This window comes from Hwanghaeella sp. (assembly GCF_965227365.1).
Classification (GTDB): domain Bacteria; phylum Pseudomonadota; class Alphaproteobacteria; order UBA8366; family Aestuariispiraceae; genus Hwanghaeella.
Genome location: NZ_OZ245754.1, coordinates 3,966,978 through 3,989,058, shown reverse-complemented (window position 1 = coordinate 3,989,058; position 22,081 = coordinate 3,966,978). Strand labels below are relative to the sequence as shown.

20 protein-coding genes and 1 tRNA gene are annotated in these 22,081 nt (G+C 60.8%); 4 read left to right on the top strand and 17 right to left on the bottom strand.

Annotated elements, in window-relative coordinates:
- Nucleotides 1–42 precede the first annotated feature (42 nt).
- From ACQK2G_RS18295 to ACQK2G_RS18245, 11 genes are all read right to left on the bottom strand, one after another.
- Nucleotides 43–118: transfer RNA gene (locus ACQK2G_RS18295), tRNA-Lys, on the bottom strand.
- Nucleotides 119–252: 134 nt separating this feature from the next.
- Nucleotides 253–1,407, bottom strand: coding sequence for a rod shape-determining protein RodA (rodA, locus tag ACQK2G_RS18290; RefSeq protein ID WP_425406473.1), 1,155 nt, complete (start codon nt 1,405–1,407; stop codon nt 253–255).
- Nucleotides 1,407–3,299, bottom strand: coding sequence for a penicillin-binding protein 2 (gene mrdA, locus ACQK2G_RS18285; RefSeq protein ID WP_425406472.1), 1,893 nt, complete (start codon nt 3,297–3,299; stop codon nt 1,407–1,409). Before mrdA ends, rodA begins: the two co-directional genes overlap by 1 nt.
- A 3-nt stretch (nt 3,300–3,302) precedes the next feature.
- The gene (mreD, locus tag ACQK2G_RS18280) at nt 3,303–3,821 is read right to left on the bottom strand and encodes a rod shape-determining protein MreD (RefSeq protein ID WP_425406471.1); all 519 of its coding nucleotides are present in this window, start codon (nt 3,819–3,821) and stop codon (nt 3,303–3,305) included.
- Between the two features lie 63 nt (nt 3,822–3,884).
- Nucleotides 3,885–4,757, bottom strand: a complete 873-nt coding sequence (gene mreC / locus ACQK2G_RS18275; RefSeq protein ID WP_425406470.1) for a rod shape-determining protein MreC — start codon at nt 4,755–4,757, stop codon at nt 3,885–3,887.
- Between the two features lie 81 nt (nt 4,758–4,838).
- Entirely contained in the window at nt 4,839–5,879 is a 1,041-nt protein-coding gene (locus tag ACQK2G_RS18270; RefSeq protein ID WP_127767421.1) for a rod shape-determining protein, read from the bottom strand.
- Between the two features lie 686 nt (nt 5,880–6,565).
- Entirely contained in the window at nt 6,566–7,585 is a 1,020-nt protein-coding gene (gene ilvC, locus ACQK2G_RS18265; RefSeq protein ID WP_425406469.1) for a ketol-acid reductoisomerase, read from the bottom strand.
- A 52-nt stretch (nt 7,586–7,637) separates the two neighbouring features.
- Nucleotides 7,638–8,210, bottom strand: coding sequence for an acetolactate synthase small subunit (gene ilvN, locus ACQK2G_RS18260; RefSeq protein WP_425406468.1), 573 nt, complete (start codon nt 8,208–8,210; stop codon nt 7,638–7,640).
- Between the two features lie 87 nt (nt 8,211–8,297).
- A complete protein-coding gene (locus ACQK2G_RS18255) occupies nt 8,298–10,049 on the bottom strand; it encodes an acetolactate synthase 3 large subunit (RefSeq protein WP_425406467.1) in 1,752 nt (583 codons plus the stop codon).
- Between the two features lie 146 nt (nt 10,050–10,195).
- Complete coding sequence (gene miaA, locus ACQK2G_RS18250) at nt 10,196–11,146, bottom strand: tRNA (adenosine(37)-N6)-dimethylallyltransferase MiaA (protein ID WP_425406466.1); 951 nt, start codon at nt 11,144–11,146, stop codon at nt 10,196–10,198.
- Nucleotides 11,147–11,178: 32 nt separating this feature from the next.
- Nucleotides 11,179–11,652 carry a YtoQ family protein gene (locus ACQK2G_RS18245; RefSeq protein ID WP_425406465.1) on the bottom strand — a complete coding sequence of 158 codons (474 nt, stop codon included), beginning with the start codon at nt 11,650–11,652 and terminating at the stop codon, nt 11,179–11,181.
- 168 nt (nt 11,653–11,820) lie between these two features.
- Between ACQK2G_RS18245 and serB the strand changes: the two genes are divergently transcribed.
- Nucleotides 11,821–12,708 (top strand): phosphoserine phosphatase SerB, encoded by an 888-nt coding sequence (serB, locus tag ACQK2G_RS18240; RefSeq protein WP_425406464.1) that lies wholly within the window; start codon nt 11,821–11,823, stop codon nt 12,706–12,708.
- A 72-nt stretch (nt 12,709–12,780) separates the two neighbouring features.
- Nucleotides 12,781–13,581, top strand: a complete 801-nt coding sequence (gene pcaD / locus ACQK2G_RS18235; protein WP_425406463.1) for a 3-oxoadipate enol-lactonase — start codon at nt 12,781–12,783, stop codon at nt 13,579–13,581.
- A 111-nt stretch (nt 13,582–13,692) separates the two neighbouring features.
- Here the strand turns inward: pcaD and ACQK2G_RS18230 are convergent, their stop codons facing one another.
- From ACQK2G_RS18230 to hflK (ACQK2G_RS18215), 4 genes are all read right to left on the bottom strand, one after another.
- Nucleotides 13,693–15,183, bottom strand: coding sequence for a DegQ family serine endoprotease (locus ACQK2G_RS18230; RefSeq protein WP_425406462.1), 1,491 nt, complete (start codon nt 15,181–15,183; stop codon nt 13,693–13,695).
- Between the two features lie 301 nt (nt 15,184–15,484).
- Nucleotides 15,485–15,682, bottom strand: coding sequence for a DUF2065 domain-containing protein (locus tag ACQK2G_RS18225; protein ID WP_425406461.1), 198 nt, complete (start codon nt 15,680–15,682; stop codon nt 15,485–15,487).
- Between the two features lie 18 nt (nt 15,683–15,700).
- Nucleotides 15,701–16,588 carry a protease modulator HflC gene (gene hflC, locus ACQK2G_RS18220; RefSeq protein WP_425406460.1) on the bottom strand — a complete coding sequence of 296 codons (888 nt, stop codon included), beginning with the start codon at nt 16,586–16,588 and terminating at the stop codon, nt 15,701–15,703.
- Between the two features lie 15 nt (nt 16,589–16,603).
- Nucleotides 16,604–17,782 carry an FtsH protease activity modulator HflK gene (hflK, locus tag ACQK2G_RS18215; RefSeq protein WP_425406459.1) on the bottom strand — a complete coding sequence of 393 codons (1,179 nt, stop codon included), beginning with the start codon at nt 17,780–17,782 and terminating at the stop codon, nt 16,604–16,606.
- A gap of 268 nt (nt 17,783–18,050) precedes the next feature.
- On the opposite strand from hflK (ACQK2G_RS18215), the gene apbC reads away from it, so the two are divergent.
- The gene (gene apbC / locus ACQK2G_RS18210) at nt 18,051–19,184 is read left to right on the top strand and encodes an iron-sulfur cluster carrier protein ApbC (RefSeq protein ID WP_425406458.1); all 1,134 of its coding nucleotides are present in this window, start codon (nt 18,051–18,053) and stop codon (nt 19,182–19,184) included.
- Between the two features lie 63 nt (nt 19,185–19,247).
- Here the strand turns inward: apbC and ACQK2G_RS18205 are convergent, their stop codons facing one another.
- Both ACQK2G_RS18205 and hflK (ACQK2G_RS18200) read right to left on the bottom strand, forming a co-directional pair.
- Nucleotides 19,248–20,006 (bottom strand): SPFH domain-containing protein, encoded by a 759-nt coding sequence (locus ACQK2G_RS18205; RefSeq protein ID WP_425406457.1) that lies wholly within the window; start codon nt 20,004–20,006, stop codon nt 19,248–19,250.
- Nucleotides 20,007–20,019: 13 nt separating this feature from the next.
- Entirely contained in the window at nt 20,020–20,862 is an 843-nt protein-coding gene (hflK, locus tag ACQK2G_RS18200) for a protease modulator HflK (RefSeq protein ID WP_425406456.1), read from the bottom strand.
- 268 nt (nt 20,863–21,130) lie between these two features.
- On the opposite strand from hflK (ACQK2G_RS18200), the gene ACQK2G_RS18195 reads away from it, so the two are divergent.
- Nucleotides 21,131–21,997, top strand: a complete 867-nt coding sequence (locus ACQK2G_RS18195; protein WP_425406455.1) for a CAP domain-containing protein — start codon at nt 21,131–21,133, stop codon at nt 21,995–21,997.
- Nucleotides 21,998–22,081: the final 84 nt, after the last annotated feature.

Genomic DNA, 22,081 nt, shown 5'->3' with positions numbered 1-22,081 from the left:
ATGAATCGAAACGTCGCAGGCCGGGTCGGACAATGAAGATTTTGGTGGGTGTACAAGGACTCGAACCTTGGACCCGCTGATTAAGAGTCAGCTGCTCTACCATCTGAGCTATACACCCAATGCCTTGGCGGCATAGGCCCGGGAGGGTGGCCGTTGGTGGGCCGTTCCGGGCAGGCGCGCGTCATAGCAAATGCGGTTTGGCTTGCCAAGCCCGTAATCGCGCTCCTTCACAGTCAATCTTGGGGGAACTGGCTAAGGCGCGGATTCGTCCCAGCGGCGGCCGATCCGCGTATCCCGGTGGATATAGACATTCATCAGCCAGCCGAACCCGATCATCACCGTCAGCATCGCGGTGCCGCCGAAGGAAATCAGCGGCAGGGGCGCGCCCACGACGGGGATCAATCCCAGGACCATCGAGACATTGACGAAGACATAGAGCGCCAAGGTCGACACCACGCCCATGGCGAGCAGGCGGCTGAATTGCGTGCGTGCCCGCATGGCGATGATCAGCCCGTAGAGCATGATCGCCCCATACAGCGCCAGGACGAGCCCGCCGCCGATCAACCCGAATTCCTCCGTCAGCATGGTGAAGATGAAGTCCGTCTGTTTTTCGGGCAAGAAGTTCAAATGGCTTTGCGTGCCCTGTAGAAAGCCCTTGCCGGAAAAACCGCCCGACCCGATGGCGATCTTCGACTGCATGATATTATACCCGGCCCCGAGCGGATCCCGTTCCGGATCCAGGAAGGTAAAGACCCGTTGCCTCTGGTAGTCATGCAGCGAATTCCACAGAAACGGAATCGCGGCAAGAACGGCCGCGATGACGGCCAGAAACTTCCAGATCCGCACGCCGGCCAGAAAGAACATGATGCCGCCGCCCGCCACCAGCATCACGGTGGTGCCGAGATCCGGTTGGCGCAGGATAAGCGCAGCCGGCGCCGCGATCATCATCAGCGGCACGATCAGGATCGACGGTCGGCCGATATCTTCTATGGATATGCCGTGGAAATAACGCGCCAAAGCCAGCACGAGCACGATCTTCATCGGTTCCGAGGGCTGCAAATCCAACAGCCATAGACTGATCCAGCGTTGGGCGCCCTTGCGTTCCTCGCCGACGAACTCCACCGCAACCAGGGCGAGCAGGGCGATAAAATAGAGGATATAGGCGTATCGCAGCCACAGCCGGATATCGACCAGCGCGATGAACAACATCAGAAAAACGCCGAAGCCATAGATCGTGGCCTGTCGTATCGCCCAGGGGGACCAATCGCCGTTGGCGGCGGAGTACAGCATCGCAAAGCCGATACAGGCGATACAGGTGACAAGCAGGATCAGCAGCCAGTTGATCTGGAATATCTTCTGCTGAAGGGTCAGTTCGGGGACGCCGAATTCGCTCATGCCCGATCGCATCAGCCGGTCCTCCCTTCCGCATCCGTCGCGCCCGTTTCGGTGGACGGCGGGGCATTCGCGTCCTCGTCGAAGAACAGGCGCTGCGTTTCGGTAAGCACATCGCGCGCGATCGGCGCGGCCACGCTGGACCCGCCGCCGCCATGTTCGACGATGACGGAAACGACGAAACGCGGATCGTGGACGGGCGCATAGCCGACGAAAAGCGCATGGTCCCGCAGGCGCCACTCCAAATCCTCGGATTTGCGCACGCCGGAATCGCGTTCCGCCTTGCTGATCCGGCGAACCTGCGCCGTGCCGGTCTTGCCGCCCATGGCGCGGTCCGGGATGTCGATGGAGGAGCGCCGGGCCGTGCCCCGCGGGCTGTTAACGACTTCGTCCATGCCCTGCATGATAATGCGCAAATGCTCCGGATCGATATCCAGCGAGGCCATTTCCTTTTCCGCCCGACCGAAAACGTCCCGCCCCTCGATATGGTCGACGGACAGGAAGGGCGACACGGCTTTCCCGCCATTGACGATACGGGCGGTCATCACGGCCAATTGCAGCGGTGTCGTGAGTACATAGCCCTGGCCGATCCCGACGACCAGAGTTTCACCGGCATGCCACGGCTGACCGCGTTTGTCGCGTTTCCACTGTTTGGTGGGGATCAAGCCGCTGCGCTCGCCCAACAGGTCGATACCGGTCGGGGCGCCGAGGCCCAGCTTGTTCGCGGCCTTGGCGATCTCGTCGACGCCGATCCGGCGGGACACGTCATAGAACCAGACATCGCAGGATTCGCGCAGGGCATCGACCAAGTCCATATGACCGTGACCATAGCGCTTCCAGCAATGGAAACGGCGGTCCCCCAACCGCATATGTCCCGGGCAGAAGACGCTGTGATCCGGTGATATGCCGTTTTCCAGGGCCGCCAGGGCGACCGCCATCTTGAAGGTGGAGCCCGGCGCGTACTGTCCGGCGATCGCCTTGTTGGTCAGGGGCGCATAGGGGTTGTTGACCAACTCGTTCCATTGCTTGGAACTCAGTCCTTCGCTGAACGTGTTCGGGTCGTATGCGGGAATGGAGGTCAGCGCCCTTACCGCGCCGGTCTTGGCGTCCATCACCACGACGGCGGCCGATTTCTCGTCCTTGATCCGCTCGGCGATCATCTGTTGCAGGCGCATGTCCAGCGTCAGCTTCAACTCACGGCCCGGCTGCCCCTCCTGCCGGTCGATTTCCTTGATCACGCGACCAAGTGCGTTGACCTCGACCTGACTGGTGCCGCCCTGGCCGCGCAAGGCCAGGTCATAGCGTTTTTCAATGCCGTTCTTGCCGATCCGGAAGCCCGGCAATTCCAGCAGCGGGTCGTCCGATAGGTCCTCCTGGGAGACGGAGGAAACATAGCCGACGACATGGGCCATGTCGGGGCCGTAGGGATAGTGGCGCGACTGGCCCACATCGATGCTGATACCCGGAAGATCGGGCGCGTTGACACCAATGCGGCTCACTTCTTCCCAGGTCAGGTTGTCGCGAACGGTGATCGGCACGAAGCTGCGTCGGCGTTGGGTTTCCCGCAAGACCTTGGCGATTTCATGTTCTTCCAGGTCGATGACCTGGGCGAGGCGCGCGAGGACCTCCTCGACGTCCTTCGCCTGTTCGCGGACCAGCGTGACCTGATAGTTCTGGATGTTGATTGCCAGGTAATCGCCGTTGCGATCGACGATGAAGCCGCGCGGCGGCGCCAGAAGCCGGAAATTGATCCGGTTTTCTTCCGCCAGCATCTTGTAGCGTTCCGACTCGACAACCTGCAGGTAGTACATCCGTGCCGTCAGGCCGCCCAGCAAGGCCATTTTGGCGCCGGTCAGCAGGGCGGCGCGCCGCGTGAAGACTTTGGAGCGGGTGCGTTCCGGTTTCACGGCTCAGTGCTCCGGGACCGGGATCAGCTTGTGAACCTGCGAGAACAGCAGGGACAGCAGCGGATAGACCGCGACGGACGAGACATAGGCGAAGAAACCGGGAAGCGGGTCTAGGACGGTGCCGCCCAATGCGGAAATCAGGATCCAACGCAGGCCTTCCACGGCGCCGGCAACCAACATGAACCCCCACCAGACGACCCCGAAGGACTTGCCCAGAAAAACCCTGCGCTGACCGGCTACGAGCCCATAGGCCACCAGATAGGCCAATGTGTTCACGCCAAGCGGCGCCCCGGTCAGGATGTCATGGAACAGGCCGACCAGGAAAACCAGGATCAGCGGCATCATTTGCGGGCGATAGATGGCCCAATAATACAGCGAAGCCAGAACGAGCATGGGGGAGACCGGCGCGAATCCGGGCGCATGCAGGGGAACGACGCCCAGAATGGCGAGCAGAATCGTCAGAACGACCGGCAGCGAGAACCGGAGATAGTGATCCAGCCGTTGCAGGAGCGTCATCTGCATTGCAAAACCTTGGGTCAAATCATGACCTCGCGCCGCCGAAGCCGTAAATCGCCTGTGCCGGAGTTATTCGGTCGCACCGGCTGTGGTATGGGTCAGAATACCGTCCCGTCCGAAATCGACCAAGCGGATGAAACGCAGGCGATCTTCGCTGGCAAAGGGACGTACGCGTACACCGCTTTCGCCGACTTCGGTGATCTCGCCGACCGGCAGGCCCGGCGGGAAAACGTCCCCGTGACCGGATGTCACGATACGTTGTCCCTTTTTCAAGGTGGCATTGGCGGACAGGAAGACCAGACGGGGATTCTGTGAGTTGTCCCCGGCAAGTACCGCGCGAATACGCGTTTCCTGCACCATGACTGGTATGCGGCTGTTCAAATCGGTGATCAGCAGTACACGGGCCGAGTTTTCGCCAACGGAGGCAACACGGCCCAACAACCCGTCGCCGACGACGGCGGCCTGCCCCTTCTTGACGCCGGCTTCCGATCCTTCGTTGATCAGGATGCTGCGGACAAAAGCGCCGCCCCGGTCACCGACGACGCGGGCGGTGACATAGCGCACCGAGTCCTTTGGTTCATAGGACAGCAAATCCCGCAGCTGTTCGTTCTCGCTTTGAAGGTTCAGGGCGGCAGCCTGCCATTGCTTCAGGCGTGCGTTCTCTTCCCGCAGGCGGGCGTTTTCGTCGCGAAGCGCGATAAGCTGCTCGGCCTCTTCAATCACACGGGCGCCGGTAGCGACCGGCTGCGCGATCGCGTCCAGCAAGGGGGTGACGAAATCCGTCACTTCCGTCCGGGCACGCTCGAAAGCGAGCGGGTCGGCCTTGCCGACGAGCATGATGGCCACGGCGCTGGTCAGAAGCAGGACAAACGCGAACCGCTGCGCAAAGGAGCGCAGGGGAACCGCAATTCTCATCATCGTCGTGCCTGACCGTGGCGCCATAACTTCTACCGTTGACCTTTTGCCGTTTGGGGCTATGCGGGTACCGCAAGACCCATTCCGGCACTTCTACCACTCAAAAGGTTAATACATACTTATCAAAACGTTACGCAGAGTCCGCATTTCCTCCAGGCAGCGCCCGGTACCCAGGGCGACACAGGAAAGCGCGTCGTCGGCGATGGAGACCGGCAGGCCGGTCGCGTGCCGCAGGACGAAATCGAGGTTCGACAGCATGCCGCCGCCGCCGGTAAGGACGATGCCCTTGTCGACGATATCCGCCGCCAGTTCCGGCGGGGTCTGTTCCAGGGCGACCTTCACCGCTTCTACAATCGCGCCGACCGGTTCGGCCAGACTTTCCGCAATCTGGCGTTCCGAGATGACGAGTTCCTTCGGAACACCGTTCATCAGGTCGCGACCCTTTATTTCCATCAGTTTGCCGTCGCCATCCGTGGGCTGGCAGGCGGAGCCGATTTCCTTCTTGATCCGTTCGGCGGACCCTTCCCCGACCAGCAGGTTATGGTTCCGGCGGATATAGGCGATGATGGCCTCATCCATTTTATCGCCGCCCACGCGGACGGACCGGGAATAGACGATCCCGCCAAGCGACAAGACGGCCACCTCGGTCGTGCCGCCGCCGATATCGACGACCATCGAGCCCGTCGGTTCGGTGACCGGTAGATTGGCGCCGATCGCGGCCGCCATCGGTTCCTCGATAAGGAAAACACGGCGGGCACCGGCGCTTTCCGCAGATTCCTGAATGGCACGCCGTTCCACCGCCGTCGATCCGGACGGTACGCAGACGATGACCTGCGGGCTGGCGAAACTGCGGCGGTTATGCACTTTGCGGATGAAGTGCTTGATCATTTCCTCGGCGACTTCGAAGTCGGCGATGACACCGTCGCGCAACGGGCGGATGGCCTGGATGTTGCCCGGCGTACGGCCAAGCATCATCTTCGCTTCATCGCCGACGGCAAGGACCTGTTTCTTGCCTTTGACTTCCGCGATCGCGACGACCGACGGTTCGTTCAACACGATCCCCCGGCCTTTCACATAAACCAGGGTATTCGCGGTCCCAAGATCGATCGCCATGTCGGCGGACAGAAAGCCGAGGAGTCGGGAGAACATCGTCGTCAATAACCTTCTTTTTTAGTGGGGGCCGTTTCGTGGGTATCGGCTGCGGAAATGCAGAAAGGGGCAAAGCATGCTCTTGGGACTCCTGTCCCTCCGGGCCGCGGCGCGGCCACTGCGATCTGCCGGTAGATTTCTACTTTCCGCCCCATCGCGGGCCATCCCCCGCTTGTCGACCCGCCCTATTTCATTCAGGCCCTGCATTTCGACCCATTTGAAGTGATCGAAGAGCATCCGCCGGTGAAAAGACGGCAAATCGACAATAATTAAAGTAGTAAACCAATAGTCCCATCGAACTTCGACGGAATTTACTGGCATTCAGTGCCGTAGGCAATGATGTTTGTCCCAGAACTCTTAAAATTCGGTAAAAGGCCAACTTATTTTGTTGTGTAGGCAACTATATTCAAATTATCCCGGAAGTCTGCGGATTTCCAGGCCGCCGGGTCGGTACGGCTGCGGTGTTTTGATAAGGGATATGTAATATCCAAGTAATTATTCGGCCGGAAAAGCAAGAAACTTTCAAAATCAAAACGTTGTTTTAGCAACGAACATAGGAATATTCAATTAAACCAGAAAGATAGACTCTTGTGCGGTACGGCTGCGCGCGACAAAGAAAACGGGCGCCATCCGAAGATGACGCCCGGCAAAAACCAGTGGCCCGCGATACAGGCGGGCGGGAAGGCTTAGTTCTTGGTCTTGTCGACCAGAGCCTTTTCCGAGATCCACGGCATCATGCCGCGCAATTTTTCGCCAACTTCCTCGATCGGATGCGCGTCGTTCAGGCGGCGCGTGGCCTTGAAGCTGGTCTGGTTGACCTTGTTCTCCAGCATCCAGTCGCGGGTGAACTTGCCGGTCTGAATGTCGCTGAGGACGCGTTTCATTTCCGCCTTGGTTTCGGGCGTGATGATCCGCGGGCCGGTGACATACTCGCCATACTCCGCCGTGTTGGAGATGGAGTAGTTCATGTTGGCGATGCCGCCTTCATAGATCAGGTCGACGATCAGCTTCACTTCGTGCAGGCACTCGAAATAGGCCATTTCCGGCGCGTATCCGGCCTCGACCAGGGTTTCGAAACCAGCGCGGATCAACTCGACCAAGCCGCCGCACAGGACGACCTGCTCACCGAACAGGTCGGTTTCGCACTCTTCCTTGAAGGTGGTTTCGATGATCCCGGCGCGACCGCCGCCATTGGCGCAGGCGTAAGAGAGCGCGATTTCCAGCGCATTGCCGGACGCGTCCTGATCCACCGCGACCAGGGTCGGCACGCCGCCGCCACGAAGATATTCGGAACGGACCGTGTGGCCCGGGCCCTTCGGCGCGATCATGAAGACGTCCAGGTCCTTGCGGGCCTCGATCAGGTTGAAGTGGACATTCAGGCCGTGCGCGAAGCAAAGCGCCGCGCCTTCCTTCATGTTGCCGTGCAACTCGTCACGATAGATGTCGGCCTGCAATTCGTCCGGCGTCAGCATCATCACGACATCGGCCCAACCGGCCGCTTCCGTCGGCGTCATGCAGGTGAAGCCCGCGGCTTCGGCCTTGGCGCGGGTGGCGGAGCCTTCCCGAAGAGCGACACGAACATCGGCAACGCCGCTGTCACGCAGGTTCATGGCATGGGCGTGGCCCTGGCTGCCGTATCCGACGATCACGACCTTCTTGGTCTTGATCAAGTTCACATCCGCATCGCGATCGTAATAGACGCGCATATCCTACCCTCTCTTTGCTGTGGTTCGGTTCGTTTGGTGTGTGGTCCGGAAGTTAGACCGTTGTGATTTGGGCGCCGCGCGAAACCGCGACGATGCCCGAACGCGCCACCTCGGTCTCCCCCAGGGCGCGCATAAGCTCGATGAAACTGTTGACCTTGTCCTGCGATCCGCTGATCTGGAACACGAAGGATTCAAGGGTTGTGTCCGCAACCGTCGCGCCGAAAATATCGGCGATCCGCAGACTTTCGCGGCGCTGATGCTCGGTCGCGCGGACTTTGACCAGGGCCAACTCCTTCTCGACGGAAGGTCCCTCGATCGTCAGGTCATGGACGTTATGAACGGGAACAAGCCGGTTCAACTGGGCCTTGATCTGCTCGATGATCATCGCCGTCCCGGTCGTGACGATGTTGATCCGGCTGACGGACTCGTCTTCGGTGACGGTGGAGACGGTCAGGCTTTCGATGTTGTAACCGCGGCCCGAGAACAGGCCGATGACCCGGGCTAGGACGCCGGGTTCGTTATCCACGATCACCGCGAAGGTGTGGCGGCGCAGGTCCTTGTCCTGATCCTGGAATGTGTACGCGGCCCCCGGTTGCTGCGGGCCGGCTGTCGCATTGGATGCCATGAGATTTTCCTCGGAGTTTTCAGGCAGCCGCCGCAGTGGATCCGCGGCGGCGCCATCATTGTTGACGGAAGCGAATGCTACAAGCCGTCAAACCAGAACTTTACCTTTGTCGTCGATGGCATTCGCATCGGTTGCCAAAAGCATGTCGTTATGGGCCGCGCCCGACGGAATCATCGGGAAGCAGTTTTCCTTGGCGTCGACCGCGATGTCGGCGATGACCGGACCGGGATAGTCCAGCATTTCCTGAATCGTGGCGTCCAGCTCCGACGGTTTGGTCGCCCGCAGGCCCTTGCCGCCATAGGCTTCCGCCAGTTTGACGAAATCGGGAAGGGCTTCCGAATAGCTTTCCGAATACCGGCCGCCATGCAGCAGTTCCTGCCATTGGCGGACCATGCCCATGTATTTGTTGTTCAGAATGAAGACCTTGACCGGCAGGCGGTACTGGATCGCCGTCGACATTTCCTGGATGTTCATCAGTATCGACGCCTCGCCGGCGATATCGATAACCAGATCGTCCGGATGGGCGATCTGGGCGCCGATCGCCGCCGGCAGGCCGTAGCCCATGGTGCCGAGGCCGCCGGAGGTCATCCACTTGTTCGGTCCGAAGAAGTCGAAATGCTGGGCGGCCCACATCTGATGCTGCCCGACCTCGGTCGTGATGTAGGGATCGCGATCCCTGGTCATTTCGAACAAACGGCGGATCGCCTGCTGCGGCTTGATCTGCTCGTCATTGGTCGAGAAGCTCAGGCAGTTGATGTCGCGCCATTCGTCGATCTTCCGCCACCAGGCGGCCAGGGCATCCTGATCCGGTTGGCGCTGACGGCTCTTGTAAACCTTGATCATGTCTTCCAGGAAATGGGCGACATCGCAGACGATGCCGAGATCCACCTGGACGTTCTTGTTGATCGACGAGGGGTCGATATCGACATGGATCTTCTTCGAGTTCGGCGAAAAGGCATCCAACCGGCCGGTGATGCGGTCGTCGAACCGCGCGCCGAGGCATAGCATGACGTCGCAATCATGCATGGTCCAGTTGGCCTCATACGTGCCGTGCATGCCGAGCATGCCCAGGAATTGCGGCGAATTGGCCGGCAACGCGCCCAACCCCATCAGGGTGAGGGTGGTCGGGAAGTTCGTCATCCGGACGAATTCCTGCAACAGCGTACTGGCCGCCGGGCCGGCATTGATGATACCGCCGCCCGCATAGATCACCGGCCGCTTCGCGGACAACAGCAGATCCACCGTACGCTCCACCTTGTCGCGGTCGGCCTTCACCTTGGGGCGATAGGTCTTGTGCTGGACGTTTTCCGGGCCTGAATAGGGGCCGGCGGCAAATTGAACGTCCTTCGGAATGTCGACGACGACGGGGCCGGGACGGCCGCTGCGCGACACGTAGAAAGCCTCATGCATGGTTTTCGACAGGTCGTTGACGCTCTTCACCAGGTAATTGTGCTTGGTGCAGGGGCGCGTGATGCCGGTCGTGTCGCATTCCTGGAAGGCGTCGTTGCCGATCAGATGCGTCGGGACCTGCCCGGTCAGGCAGACGATCGGGATGGAATCCATCAGCGCATCTGTCAGGCCCGTCACCGCATTGGTCGCGCCGGGGCCGCTGGTCACCAGCACAACCCCCACCTTGCCGGTGGACCGGGCATAGCCTTCGGCGGCGTGCACCGCGCCTTGTTCGTGGCGCACCAGGACGTGGCGGATCTTGTTCTGCTTGAAAAGCTCGTCGTAGATCGGGAGTACCGCGCCGCCAGGATAGCCGAATACGACATCTACACCCTGATCCACCAAAGACTTGATGATGATCTGGGCACCGTTCATCGATATCGTACTCATAACGTCGTTCCTTGTTTCTTTTCAGTCTCCCCGGCGGCGATGCCAAGCGCGGCGCCGGATGGGCGCCGACCGCGGGACGTGAATTGCAGCCGAGATATGAAACACGGGCCTCCCGGCCCGCGCGGGCGCACCATATTGGCCGTGTTTTAGCTGGTCAACCCGTTTTCACGAATAAATGCAAAAAAAGAAGGCCATAAACTTTCAGAATATTTCGCCGGATGGGAAAAATCGATAATAATCTGTCCCCTTAGCCAGGTATTTTGCCTTTTCGCATAGCGGCGGCTCTTTGTCGCAGCCGCGGTGACCGCGTCGGACAAAGCCAGATCACCGTGCAGATGGGCCCGCAACTCGGGCACGCCTAGTGCCTTCATGGCCGGCAATTTCGGGTCTAGATGTCGCTCGTCCAAACGACGCACCTCATCCAAGGCGCCCATTTCGATCATTTTGTCGAAGCGTCTGTCGATCCCGGCATAGAGTTCGTCCCGAGGGGGGAGGAGGGCGATGGTATGGAACCGAAGATGCGCAGGCGGGCCTTCCGGCATTTCTCTTTGCCAGTCGGCGAGGCTTCGCCCGGTGGCGACGACAACCTCCAGGGCGCGGCAGATGCGCTGGCTGTCGGTCGCGTTCAAACGGGCAGCCATTTCCGGGTCCCGTTCGGCCAGAAGTGCATGCATCGCTTCCGGCCCTTCCCGATCGCAGCGGGCCCGGATTTCCGACCGGACACTCTCGGGGATGTCCGGCATCGGGGCGAGCCCCTGCATCAAGGCTTTCAGGTACAGCCCCGTGCCGCCGCACAGGATTGGCAAACGCCCAGCTGCATGCGCCGTGTCGATCTCCGCCAGCGCCATGTCGCGCCACCGCGCGGCCGAGCAGACTTCCGTCGCGTCGAGCACGCCATAAAGACGATGGGGCGCGGCCCGTTCGTCTGCTTCCATCGGGCGTGCGGTTATGATGCGAAGATCCGCATAGATCTGCATCGAATCCGCATTGATCACGGTGCCGTCGCATTCCTGGGCGACCCGCAACGCCAGAGCCGACTTGCCCGAGGCAGTCGGCCCGGCGATGACGAGGACGGGGCGCGTCCCGCTCGATGCCACGATGCTGCTTCCTGAAACCGGGGCGCGCGGCGTTAACCCGCCGCCCGTTTCAGGACGCCGGTCGTCACATATTGCAGGGTCCGGACAACCTGGTCGGGCGTGCGTGCCACGGCCTGGGCGCCGCCGTCGACTTCCTTGAGCGCGTGGTTGATCGCTTCGTCATGCAAGGTGATGTAGGGCGTGCCGAGCGCCGAGCAGATCCCGGCGTCGAAAGCCGCGTTCCATTGCTTGTATTTGTCGCCGAAACGGATGACGGCGACGTCGGCCTGTTCGATCAGGGTGCGGGTTCGGATCGCGTTCATCCGGCTGCCCATTTGATCCTTCCAAAAGTCGTTCGGCGCCTCGCCCATGATGGCCACGCCGCAATCGTCGCTATCTTCGTGGATCGTGACGGGGGAGACGAAGTGGATCGGCAGGCCGAGTGCCTTGGTGCCTTCCTCGATCTGCTCGCGCCAGTCGGTGTGGATCTCTCCGGATAGGTAAACGGTCCATTCCAGGCCGGACATGACAGGTCCTCCCTTTTTGCTGTGTTTGTAGTTCGGCTAAGGTCATAACCGAGGATGTACCGGTTGGCCAACCTGTGCTCTGCGCCGTCCCGTTGCAATTCGATGAAACAAGCGCCAGATACCGGCTTGCTGCTTGCAGGAACCGGACGGCATCGCTACAGGACGCCCATGAACGCATATCTGACACTTGTCGCCCCGGCATCCCGCCCCTTGGGCGAGACCGATCTTTCCGAAGCGCAGGCCGCGCTGGACAATCTCGGCGCCTCGCCGGACGCCCCGACCTGGCTGCAGCCGGGCAAGGCCGCCGATATCCCCTTTGAGGCGGTCGATCCCGGCCGCATTCGGTCGGTCCTGGATTTCGAGGACCTGGATTGGGCGGTGACCTTCCTCGGGGCCCGTCGGAAAGCGGTTCTGGTCGCGGACATGGATTCGACCATGATCGAGATCGAAACGCTGGACACGCTGGCGGCGGAACTGGGATTGGGCGAGGCGATCGCGGAAATCACCAGACGGTCGATGAACGGCGAACTGGATTTTGCGGCCGCGCTGCGGGAACGGGTCGCGATGCTGGCCGGGTATCCGGCGGATCATGCGATCGAAACCGTCATGAACCAGGTCACCTATACACCGGGCGGCAAGGTTGCGGTGGCAACGATGCGCGCCAATGGCGCCTATTGCGCCCTTGTTTCCGGCGGTTTCACCTTCACCACGGAAACCGTCCATGCTGAACTGGGCTTCCATGAACACCGCGCGAACATTCTGGAAATCGATGACGGTACGCTGACCGGCAAGGTCGCGGAACCGATCGTCGCCCGTGATACCAAGCTCATAACGGTTCGCGAACTCTGCGAAAGGCAGAATGTCGGCTTGGAAGATGCGTGTGCGGTCGGCGACGGGGCGAACGACCTCGACATGCTGCGTGCAACCGGTTTGGGCGTGGCCTATTACGGCAAGCCCATCGTGCGCGCGGAAGCCGCGTTCCGGATCGATCATACGGACCTTTCCACACTGCTTTTCTACCAGGGATATAGTCGGGACGAGTTTGCCGGGGCCTGACCCCTTCCCCGTCCGCCGGCTTCTGTCTACTCTCCCCGCTCCAATTGAATTCGAATATGGGGAGACGCGGAAATGGAAGGCGATGTAACAGCCAACGGCGTGCGGCTGCACTACAGGATCGACGGGCCGGAAAACGGCATACCCTTGGTCTTTTGCAACTCGCTGGCGACGGACCTGCACATGTGGGACGAGCAGATCGCGGCGCTGACCGACAAATACCGGATCCTGCGCTATGACCGTCGCGGCCATGGAAAGAGCGAGGCCAAGGACGAGCCGATCGAAATCAAGACGCTGGCAGACGACGTCGTGGCGCTTGCCGGCGAGCTCGGTTTCACGGGCGGCCATTTCTGCGGCCTGTCCATCGGCGGTATGACCGGCCAGGCGGTCGGCATCTATCATCCCGATGCTTTCAAGTCGCTGGCGCTTTGCGCCACGAGCAGCGCCATTCCGCAAGAAATGCACCAGACCTGGGTCGACCGGATCGCGACCGTCAAGGAAAAGGGCATGGAAGCGATGGGCGACGTCACCGTCCAGCGTTGGTTTACCGATACCTGGATCGCCGCCAATCCGGCCCGTGTGGCCGAGGTTCGCGCGATGATCGTGAATACCTCCGTGGTCGGGTATTCGCGTTGCTGCGAGGCGATTTCGCGCCTGAACTACACCGGCCAATTGGCCGGCATAAAGACGCCGACGATTATTATCCCGGGCGAAGTGGACCCGGCCCTGCCGCCGGCCATGTCAGATGTCATCCATGAAAATCTGCCGGGCTCCACGCTGGAGACGGTGAAGGGTGCCGCCCATCTCTGCAATGTCCAGGATCCTGCGCAGTTCAATGACATCCTGCGCCGCTGGCTGGACGGGCAATCCGCGTAAGACGCGTCCCCCGTCCATTCCGGAGTGTGAGTCATCCTTGGGATGTGAAACAGAAAAAAGCCCCGGCCAAGGCCGGGGCTTTTCTTTCTTCAGGGCTGTCGGACGAGCCGATCAACCGTCCTTGAAGCGGACCGCTTCAAAGCGGAGCGCGCCGTTCTGATTAATCAGCATCAGCACGGATTTCTTGCCGGCCGCCTTGGAGGCTTCGATCTGCTTTGCGATGTCATCGGGGGAGGAAACCTTCTCCTGGTTCACCTCGACGATCACATTGCCCGGCCGCAACTGTTTTTCTGCGGCGTCGCTGGACGGATCGACCTTGGTGATGACAACACCCTCCACATCGTCGGTCAGACCGAATTCCTGGCGAACGGCACTGCCGATCGGCGCCAGCGCCAAGCCGAGAGATTCCAGAGACCGCGGCGTTTCCTGGTCCTGCTGCGGTGCGCCGCGCAGAGAGGCGAGATCGACCTTCTCCAATTGACCCAACTGGACGTTCAGCGCGACCTTTTCGCCATTGCGCCAGACCTCGACCGGGACGGTGTCGCCCACGGAGGAGTCCGCAACCATGCGCGGCAGGCGGCGGGAATTCGGGACCTTCTGACCGTTGAACGTGGTGATCACGTCACCGGTCTGGATGCCGGCCGCGGCGGCGGGGCTGTCCTCGTGAACGGTGGAGACAAGCGCGCCGGACGCTTCGGGAAGACCCATGCTGTCGGCGATTTCGTCGGTCACCTGCTGGATGGTCACACCCAACCACCCACGGCGGGTCGTACCGTATTCGCGAAGCTGCGACACCACCTTGCTGGCGAGGTTCGAGGGGATGGCGAAACCAATTCCGATCGAACCGCCGTTGGGGGAGAAGATGGCCGTGTTAATGCCGATCACTTCGCCTTCCATATTGAACAGCGGGCCGCCGGAATTGCCCTTGTTGATGGGCGCATCGGTCTGGATGTAGTTGTCGTACGGTCCGGAATTGATGTCGCGGCCCCGCGCGGAAACGATTCCGGCGGTAACGGTGCCGCCGAAGCCCAACGGGTTACCGATCGCGATTACCCAGTCACCGACGCGTTCCGCGTCGGAATCCCCAAACGAAACCGCCGGCAGCGGGTTCTTCGGGTTGACCTTCAGGACGGCGATGTCGGTCTTGTCGTCGATGCCGACGATTTCCGCTTCCAGTTCCGAGTCGTCGTGCAGGACGACGAAGATTTCCTCGGCATCCTTGACCACGTGGTTGTTGGTCACGATGAAACCGGTTTCATCGATGATGAAGCCGGAACCGAGCGAAGTTGCCCGCCGGCGCTGTTCCGGCTGACCTTCCTTAAAGCGCTCGAAGAATTCTTCCAGACCCGGGGGAAGGTTGAATTCAGGACCGGAATGAACGCCGGCCTGCACCGTTGCGGTCGTTCGGATATTAACGACGGCAGGCAGAAGTTTCTCTGCCAGATCTGCGAAACTGTCGGGGGCGCCCCGCGCCACCGCGCTTCCCGCGCCGGTGATCGCCAGCCCCACGGCAACGAAGGTAACGGCGAACATGCCGACCGCCAGCGAGACGGCCTTTGATCTCGCCGGGGCGAGGATATGTTTCACTTTGGCCGAGTACACGGTTGTCCTCCTTATAGAGAGATCAAGCGGTCACCCTACCGGATACCCGCGATCTGTTGAAATCACGACCCGGTGGACAGACGTGCCCGAAAGGCAGAAATCGCACGCCGGTCCACGAAAATCTCCTTCGAACAAAGTTCTGGAACCGATGTGGGTTGCTACGTGCGGAACGCAATGCCGGATTGGATAATTCCATAATGTTGCCCAAACTGTGGCAAAAATATGGCCTAAAGAAAACGGTTCGTCGGGATTTTCCGAAAGGGATATGTGTTGCGGTGCGCTGGTATGGTCGGGGCACCTGTCAGCCACGTGCGAGCCAGACCAGAAAGACGCCGATGGCGACCGCGGTGGCACCGGCCCGGCGCAGAAGCGCCGGGTCCAGTTCCAAGATTTTCCGCATGGCCTGCCGCATCGCTTCGGGGGCGGCGGCATACATGAGCCCCTCAATCACAAGGACCAGCCCGATGGCAGTCAGCAACGCCGTGGGGAAGTCCTCCATGGGGCCGATACGCAGACTTTAATCGCGGCTCAATTCCCGAGTGCCGCTTTCGGTATTAAAATACCGGAAGAAGTCGCCGCTCGGCGGCCCCACATAGGTCGTCGAGTCGGAGCCCAAACCGCGTTCCAGTGCCTGCATCGAGCGCCAGAAGTCGAAGAATTCGCGGTCTTTGGTATAGGCGTCGTTGTAAATCGCCTGTGCCTGGGCGTCGCCTTCACCGCGAAGGATTTCCGCGGTCTTGCGGGCTTCGGCCAGAATAACGCGCTGGTCACGGTCGGCCTTCGCGCGGATCGTCCGGGATTCCCTGTCACCGCCGGCGCGGATGTCGCGAGCCTCTTCTTCACGCTTCGTCTGCATGCGGCGGAAGACGGCCTGACTGTTCTCGTCCGGCAGGTCCACGCGCTTCATGCGAACGTCGACGACTTCGATCCCGAATTCCTTCGAGTTTTCGGTCGCGACCTGGGTGCTCTTACGCATCAGGACCGCGCGTTCCTCGGTCAAAATCCTGGACATGTCGACTTCACCGAGCACCTGACGCAGGGCGGAGTTGATGATGTTGGGCAGGCGCGCCTCCATGCCGGCAACGCTGCCGACCGACTGGAAGAAGCGCAGGGTGTCGACGATGCGGTAACGCGCGAATGCGTCGACGATCAACTGCTTCTGGTCCTTGGTCGGGATTTCCTGGGAATCGCCGTCGAAGTTCAGCAACCGCTTGTCGAAATAGGTCGCCGTATCGACGAAGGGCACCTTGATGTTGAGGCCCGGTTCCTTGATGACCCGGGTCGGTTCACCGAAACGACGGACCAGGACCTGCTCCGTCTCGTTGACCGTGAAAAGGGCCGAGGAACCGACGACAAACATTACCGCCAGCAGAACGAGGATTACGACTACACTGGTGTTCTTCATGATCTCATTCCTCCCTTACTGACCGGTCAGGCCATCGACGGTATTCGGGTTGGGCGGCGTGACACGCCGTTCCCGATCACCGGTCAACCTATCGAGGGGGAGATAGGGAAGAACGCCCGCGCCGTCCTGATTCTCGATCAGGACCTTGTCCATGTTGCGCAGGATTTCTTCCATGGTTTGCAGATAGATCCGACGCTTGGTCACATCCTTGGCGTTCACATACTCATTGTAAATCGACAGGAAGCGTTGCGCGTCACCTGTTGCGGCCGAGATCCGCTCCTGCTTGTAGGCTTCGGCGGCCTGGGTGATCTGCTGCGACTGACCCTCGGCGCGCTGCGTGACTTCCTTCATGTAGGCGTTCGCTTCGTTGATCGCCTTTTCCGCATCGGCGCGGGCGGCCTGAACGTCACGGAAGGCGTTGATAACCGCTGAGGGCGGGTCAACCTTCTGCAGCTGCACGTTGGTGATCGAAATACCCGACTTGTAGTCGTCCAGGATCGACTGGATCAGTTCCTGGACCTGTGCCGCGACCCTGCCGCGGCCGGCCGTACGGGCGAATTCGAAGTCCGTCTTGCCGGTCACTTCGCGAATTGCCGCTTCCGCCGCGTTTCGCACCGTTTCCTGCGGACTGTCGATATTGAACAGGAATGCACCGGCATCATTGATCTGCCAGAACACCACGGCCTGGATGTCGATGATGTTTTCATCACCGGTCAGCATCAGGCTTTCCGCAGGCACGTCCCGTACGCTGCTGGCGCGCGTTCCGCCACCGCTGGCGCGGAAGCCGATCTGTTCCTGGTTGACGTCCGTGACCTGCGGCTTCAGCACCGTACCGATCGGGGACGGATAGTTGTAGTTGAGGCCCGGGCCCGTCGTTTCGGACAGTTCGCCGAAAACGAGTTCGACACCCTGTTCGTTCGGCTCGACCTGATAGAAACCGGTCAGAAGCCAACCGGCAACGACCAGCGCGCCGACGAAAAAGACGCCCTTACCGCCGAGGCCGCCGGGCAACATGCCTTTCAGGCGCTCCTGCCCCTTGCGGACCATTTCCTCGACATCCGGCGGGGGTCGATTGCCGCCGCCGCCGCTTCCCGACGGGCGTCCCCATGGGCTTTGTCCGCCACCGCCACCGGAACCGCGGCCACCGCCACCACCCCAGGGTCCACCTCCACCGGAATTATTCTGCCAAGGCATACCGTCTTGCTTCCCTTGCCGTTCTTCTCAATTGTCCGGACCGGCGATTGCCCCTCCGGCGACACGGCAAATAACCGTGCTTTCGGGAAAAGCATCGTATCGGCCCGCAAATTCTTTGCGTGCATCGCGGGCAACATATATGTGCAGTCATCCCGAATAGCAAAGGGCCCGGGTCGGGAAAGTCGGCAAAAGTTAGCGGTTTGGGCTGGCTTTCGACCTGATCCGGCACAACTTGGGAAGCGTTCAAGGCGAGTGGAAGGACCATGACATGGCGGATGTGACGGAACAGCAGGTACGGGAAGCACTGGCGACGGTGATCGTCCCGGGCGACGGTGAAAGCCTCATTGCCCTGGGAATGATTTCCGGCATGGCGGTCAAGGACCGGAACGTTCAGTTCTCGATCGAAATCGATCCCGCCCGTGCGGACGAGATGGAAAACGTGCGCAAAGCCGCGGAAGCGGCGGTAAACGCCGTGCCGAATGTTTTGTCCGTTACGGCGATACTGACCGCGGAAAGCAAGGCCGGGCAATCGTCGAAACCAGCGGGCGGCCCCGCGCAGGACGCCGGTCAACCGCCGCGGCCGGGCCGAAAGTCGGGACCCGCCGGGGTTGCGCATATCATCGCCGTGGCCAGCGGCAAGGGCGGTGTCGGCAAATCGACCACGGCGGTCAACCTCGCGCTTGCGCTGAAGCAACTCGGCCTGAAGGTGGGCATGTTGGACGCGGATGTCTTCGGTCCCAGCCAGCCGCGCATGCTGGGTATCTCCGGTCGACCGGAAAGTCCGGACGGCAAGATTCTGGAGCCGATGGAGAATTTCGGCATCAAGGCGATGTCGATCGGTTTTCTGGTCGCGGAAGACCAGCCGGTCGTCTGGCGCGGTCCGATGGTGATGGGCGCGCTGCAGCAGATGCTGTCGGATGTGAACTGGGGCGACCTGGACGTGCTGGTCGTGGACATGCCGCCGGGTACCGGCGACGCGCAGTTGACGATGGCCCAGAACGTGCCACTGGCCGGTGCGGTCATCGTTTCCACGCCGCAGGACATCGCCCTGATCGATGCGCGCAAGGGCCTGAACATGTTCCGCAAGGTTGATGTGCCGGTTCTCGGCATCATCGAGAATATGAGCCTCTATGTCTGCCCGAATTGCGGCCATGAGGCGCATATTTTCGGCCATGGCGGCGCCAAGGCGGAGGCCGACAAGCTGGGCGTCGATTTCCTGGGCGAAGTGCCGCTGGATATCGAGATCCGTACCCATGCGGATGGCGGCAACCCGATCGTCGAGGCGGATCCGGACGGCGCGCATGCCACGGTCTACAAAAAGATCGCGACGGCGGTCTGGGAGAAGCTCTCCGGGCAAACCCTGGACGCCCCGCGCGCGGCCCCGAAGATCGTGATCCAGTGACGATCGTCATTCGGTAATGGAAATCTCGTGTGATCCGGCCGCGCGATGTCGCCGGCCGGATCCTCAGTCCAGAGACACCTCGGGCATTCCCTCCAGGACGTTCAGGTAAAGAGCATTGGCCTGCACCGTCGATTTCAACCGGATGACATCTGCGTCCCGTTGCGCGGGAGGCAGGTGAGTTTCCTCCGCTTTCGCATTGAGAACCGCGACCCTGCGCCGTTCCATTTCGAGTTCGGCCAGTATCCTCCGCCGATCCTGGTCCAGCCGCGTTGCCATTCTTCGCTCAACGACTGCGCGATTCTCCTCCGGTATCGTCATAAGAGGAAGGCGCAGGGCAAGGACCTCGATTGAGGATGCGGCCAGATCCTTCGCTACCTCTTCCTCGACTGTGGCGGCAAGCTCGTCGAGACCGCCGGCCAAAGTCTTATACAAGCCCCGCGTTCCGACCGCTTTTTTCAGGTGGCGCTCGACCGTGCCGTCGATGAATGCCGCCTCCGCCGCAGTGTCCAAAGCGGCAGCGACCGCGGCGGGAAACGCCTTCCGGTAGATAACGAATGTCCGAACAATAAGAACCCGCTGGTCGTTGGTGTAGTATTCGGTGGGAGCGCCCAATCGGCTTCGGATCTTGTTGTCGATGCGCTCAAGCCTGTCAGGCTGGGGAAACGTGAAGGAGACGCCGGGTTTGCCGAATACTTTGGGGTCCTGTCCTTCTCGGTAGACGACGACGCTTTCGCCAATATTCACCACGAAGCCGTAATGCATCACGACCAGCACCATGGTTAGCAGGATGAGAACGAGCAAATAGCCGACCTTGGTGAACATGGTCCCGTTCCCGTTACCGTGTTTCCATGATTTCGCGGATGGCGGCGAGGTAACCAGCCCGTTCGACTACATCCGAGCTTGCCTGGTATTCGGCATATAGGGACGACATCACGTGCACATCGCGCTTTGCCTTCTGAAGCCGCTCATCGGCGTTCTTTTGTGCCGTTTCGACAATTTGACGGGCCTTGTTTTTTGTTTGCTCCAAATGTTCGAATTTTTTCTGGTTCAACTCGTTCAAGCCACGCTCGAATTCCTGACGTGCATTTGCGACATTCTGCATGCTCTTCTGCGCATCCGGCGGGTAGTCGATGTTCTGTAACTGGACCGCCAGGATCTCGATGCCGGCGTTCAGGCCGATCAGCGTTGATTGAACGGCGGGCTGGACCTTGTCGGGTATTCTGCCTCGCTCGCGGTACATCAAGTCCAGGAAGTCAACCGAAGCGATGGCCTGTCGCAACGCAGCCTCCGTTAGGGATGAGACTGTATTCTCGGGGTCTTCGAGCCCTTGGAAATAGGCAGTAGTATCGGCGATCCGCCAGAACACGACCGCGCCAACCACCGCCATGTTTTCGTCCCTTGTGAAGTAGAGACTTTCCACCTCGGGCGTTCCGGTATCGTTTGCCGGCTCATCCGACGTCCTCGCGACGCTATCACCGATCGGTGTTGCGAATTGCAGTTTTTCAGGTAGCAGGGTGACCTTGCCGAACGGAACGGGGATATTGAAGTCCTGCCCTGCCTCCGACGTGCCGACAACGGTCCCGAGAACCCATTTGATCCCGACCTGGCCCGGGGGAACCTGAAAGAAGCCGCCGGACAGCCAGTAAAACAGCGAACCCACCATCAGCGCCAAAATCAAGAACGGGCCCGATCTGTAAAGGATCCGTCCTGCTCTTGCCCCGGCGCGGGGTTCGGCCTTGCCTCGAGTATCCGGCATCTGTCAGGCAGCCTTGTTGATCCATTTTCGCTCAATCCCTGGGTGCCGTTTATAGAGGGCGTCGCCGTTATTTGACAAATGATTGTAATAAGGGGCGGCGCTACTACCGTCGGGCGTTTTTGTCCTCCGGCGCATGGCGGCCCCGCTTTAAGAATTTCGTTCCTCGATCGTTTTCGCCTAATATTGTCGTATGGCTCGGATACTCGCGTTTCTTCACGTTCTGCTCCTGATCTGCTCGGCGCCGGCTTTCGCGGTGGAGGACCGGGAGGGGGATTTGTTGAAGGCGGTCAATCAAGCCCGGGAAAAGCGGGTCCTGTCGCCGTTGCTGTTCGACAGGCGCCTGGCCAAGGCAGCGGAACTGATCGCGCGCTATTCCGCCAAGCCCGGACGCGACGTCGACTATTGCCGCCTGATCGAGGATGCCGGCGTTCCGTGCAATGATATCGGTGTTGTGTCCTCGGCCGGGACCAAGGCCGCCCTCGGCGAGGTCGCGACGGGGTGGTTCGACGACACGCGAACCCGACGCACCGTCACGAACAGCCGTTTCGGCAATGCCGGTGTCGGCGTCGAACGGGTGGAAGATCCTCAGTTCGGGGCGTTGGAATACTGGGTCCTGGTGCTTGGGAACCCCCCGAAGCCGGCGGCTAGAAACTGGCGCCAGGGCGTTCTAAGGGAGGTGAATTCGTTCCGTGCCCGGCACGGATTGCCGCCGTTGCGCCTTGTCCCCCTGCTGAACGAAGCCGCGCAACGCCATGCCGACGATATGGCCTATCGGGACTATTTCGCGCATGAAACGCCGAGCGGAAAGGGGCCCGGAGACCGGGCGGCCGCTGTCGGCTATCGCGGCCTTGTCCTGGAAAACCTCGCCGCCGGTATGGGCAGTCCCGCCGCCGCGGTAAAGGGATGGATCGAATCCAAGACCGGCCATCGCGAAGCCATGCTGAATCGGGACATACGCGATGTCGGCATCGGTTACCGTTTTCTGTCCCTGGACCGGGGCAGGGCGGTCTATACCCATTACTGGGCCATGAGCATGGGACGCCGCGGCAACAGTTGACCGCGACCGGCCCCCTCGCCGCCGATCAGTGGCGTTTCGGAACAGCACCGTTGACCCGGCATTTCCAGGGTGTTCGGGGACTGC

Coding starts and splice junctions, on each gene's coding strand:
- rodA (WP_425406473.1), bottom strand. CDS start 1,407: ATGCGATCGGGCATGAGCGAATTCGGCGTCCCCGAACTGACCCTTCAG.
- mreD (WP_425406471.1), bottom strand. CDS start 3,821: ATGCAGATGACGCTCCTGCAACGGCTGGATCACTATCTCCGGTTCTCG.
- mreC (WP_425406470.1), bottom strand. CDS start 4,757: ATGGCGCCACGGTCAGGCACGACGATGATGAGAATTGCGGTTCCCCTG.
- ACQK2G_RS18270 (WP_127767421.1), bottom strand. CDS start 5,879: ATGTTCTCCCGACTCCTCGGCTTTCTGTCCGCCGACATGGCGATCGAT.
- ilvC (WP_425406469.1), bottom strand. CDS start 7,585: ATGCGCGTCTATTACGATCGCGATGCGGATGTGAACTTGATCAAGACC.
- ilvN (WP_425406468.1), bottom strand. CDS start 8,210: ATGGCATCCAATGCGACAGCCGGCCCGCAGCAACCGGGGGCCGCGTAC.
- ACQK2G_RS18255 (WP_425406467.1), bottom strand. CDS start 10,049: ATGAGTACGATATCGATGAACGGTGCCCAGATCATCATCAAGTCTTTG.
- ACQK2G_RS18245 (WP_425406465.1), bottom strand. CDS start 11,652: ATGTCCGGCCTGGAATGGACCGTTTACCTATCCGGAGAGATCCACACC.
- serB (WP_425406464.1), top strand. CDS start 11,821: ATGAACGCATATCTGACACTTGTCGCCCCGGCATCCCGCCCCTTGGGC.
- pcaD (WP_425406463.1), top strand. CDS start 12,781: ATGGAAGGCGATGTAACAGCCAACGGCGTGCGGCTGCACTACAGGATC.
- ACQK2G_RS18225 (WP_425406461.1), bottom strand. CDS start 15,682: ATGGAGGACTTCCCCACGGCGTTGCTGACTGCCATCGGGCTGGTCCTT.
- hflC (WP_425406460.1), bottom strand. CDS start 16,588: ATGAAGAACACCAGTGTAGTCGTAATCCTCGTTCTGCTGGCGGTAATG.
- hflK (WP_425406459.1), bottom strand. CDS start 17,782: ATGCCTTGGCAGAATAATTCCGGTGGAGGTGGACCCTGGGGTGGTGGC.
- apbC (WP_425406458.1), top strand. CDS start 18,051: ATGGCGGATGTGACGGAACAGCAGGTACGGGAAGCACTGGCGACGGTG.
- ACQK2G_RS18205 (WP_425406457.1), bottom strand. CDS start 20,006: ATGTTCACCAAGGTCGGCTATTTGCTCGTTCTCATCCTGCTAACCATG.
- ACQK2G_RS18195 (WP_425406455.1), top strand. CDS start 21,131: ATGGCTCGGATACTCGCGTTTCTTCACGTTCTGCTCCTGATCTGCTCG.